Origin of the sequence: Caballeronia sp. LZ032 (assembly GCF_031451315.1) — a bacterium.
Classification (GTDB): Bacteria; Pseudomonadota; Gammaproteobacteria; order Burkholderiales; family Burkholderiaceae; genus Caballeronia.
Map to the genome: position 1 here is coordinate 1 of NZ_JARUXP010000018.1, position 2043 is coordinate 2043.

The 2043-nt window shown below is 54.3% G+C and carries 2 tRNA genes and 1 rRNA gene; all 3 read left to right on the forward strand.

What is annotated here, in order from left to right:
• Window positions 1-128 precede the first annotated feature (128 nt).
• The 3 genes from QCE69_RS39000 (at window position 129) to QCE69_RS39010 (ending at window position 1912) form a co-directional block, all read left to right on the forward strand.
• A 16S ribosomal RNA gene (locus tag QCE69_RS39000) occupies window positions 129-1662 on the forward strand.
• A 79-nt stretch (window positions 1663-1741) separates the two neighbouring features.
• A tRNA-Ile gene (locus QCE69_RS39005) sits at window positions 1742-1818 on the forward strand.
• A gap of 18 nt (window positions 1819-1836) precedes the next feature.
• Window positions 1837-1912, forward strand: a tRNA-Ala gene (locus QCE69_RS39010).
• Window positions 1913-2043 lie beyond the last annotated feature (131 nt).

Below are 2043 nucleotides of genomic sequence, written 5' to 3' on the forward strand. Positions count from 1 at the left end.
GCAAAAGTATCAAGAGTCTCACACGAAGTATCAGAGGAAGGTTTATCTGTCTTAGGACGGATTAATCATCGTCAGTACGTTGAGTGAGCGACCGGTTTCGAAAGAGACCGAAAACAGTAACAGGTATTGAACTGAAGAGTTTGATCCTGGCTCAGATTGAACGCTGGCGGCATGCCTTACACATGCAAGTCGAACGGCAGCACGGGGGCAACCCTGGTGGCGAGTGGCGAACGGGTGAGTAATACATCGGAACGTGTCCTGTAGTGGGGGATAGCCCGGCGAAAGCCGGATTAATACCGCATACGACCTGAGGGAGAAAGCGGGGGATCTTCGGACCTCGCGCTATAGGGGCGGCCGATGGCAGATTAGCTAGTTGGTGGGGTAAAGGCCTACCAAGGCGACGATCTGTAGCTGGTCTGAGAGGACGACCAGCCACACTGGGACTGAGACACGGCCCAGACTCCTACGGGAGGCAGCAGTGGGGAATTTTGGACAATGGGGGCAACCCTGATCCAGCAATGCCGCGTGTGTGAAGAAGGCCTTCGGGTTGTAAAGCACTTTTGTCCGGAAAGAAAACTTCGTCCCTAATATGGATGGAGGATGACGGTACCGGAAGAATAAGCACCGGCTAACTACGTGCCAGCAGCCGCGGTAATACGTAGGGTGCGAGCGTTAATCGGAATTACTGGGCGTAAAGCGTGCGCAGGCGGTTTGTTAAGACCGATGTGAAATCCCCGGGCTCAACCTGGGAACTGCATTGGTGACTGGCAAGCTTTGAGTATGGCAGAGGGGGGTAGAATTCCACGTGTAGCAGTGAAATGCGTAGAGATGTGGAGGAATACCGATGGCGAAGGCAGCCCCCTGGGCCAATACTGACGCTCATGCACGAAAGCGTGGGGAGCAAACAGGATTAGATACCCTGGTAGTCCACGCCCTAAACGATGTCAACTAGTTGTTGGGGATTCATTTCCTTAGTAACGTAGCTAACGCGTGAAGTTGACCGCCTGGGGAGTACGGTCGCAAGATTAAAACTCAAAGGAATTGACGGGGACCCGCACAAGCGGTGGATGATGTGGATTAATTCGATGCAACGCGAAAAACCTTACCTACCCTTGACATGGTCGGAAGTCCGCTGAGAGGTGGATGTGCTCGAAAGAGAACCGACGCACAGGTGCTGCATGGCTGTCGTCAGCTCGTGTCGTGAGATGTTGGGTTAAGTCCCGCAACGAGCGCAACCCTTGTCCTTAGTTGCTACGCAAGAGCACTCTAGGGAGACTGCCGGTGACAAACCGGAGGAAGGTGGGGATGACGTCAAGTCCTCATGGCCCTTATGGGTAGGGCTTCACACGTCATACAATGGTCGGAACAGAGGGTTGCCAAGCCGCGAGGTGGAGCCAATCCCAGAAAACCGATCGTAGTCCGGATCGCAGTCTGCAACTCGACTGCGTGAAGCTGGAATCGCTAGTAATCGCGGATCAGCATGCCGCGGTGAATACGTTCCCGGGTCTTGTACACACCGCCCGTCACACCATGGGAGTGGGTTTCACCAGAAGTAGGTAGCCTAACCTGCGAAGGAGGGCGCTTACCACGGTGGGATTCATGACTGGGGTGAAGTCGTAACAAGGTAGCCGTATCGGAAGGTGCGGCTGGATCACCTCCTTTCTCGAGCTTCGCACTGGGTAGCACTACCCGAGCATCCAAGCGCTCACGCTTATCGGCTGTGGTTCAAGAAACAGGCTTTGGGTCTGTAGCTCAGTCGGTTAGAGCACCGTCTTGATAAGGCGGGGGTCGTTGGTTCGAATCCAACCAGACCCACCACGAGTCAAGCAAGACACGGGGGGATTAGCTCAGCTGGGAGAGCACCTGCTTTGCAAGCAGGGGGTCGTCGGTTCGATCCCGTCATCCTCCACCAAAAGTCCTCAATGCACAGTGCTTCGTGAAGTGCTGTGCATTGGCGATTGAAGCCAGTTGATGTCGAAGGCAATGAAGTACGCCGGTCGGCTAAACGTTCTTTAACAATCTGGAAGAAGTAGTAAAGAGAGT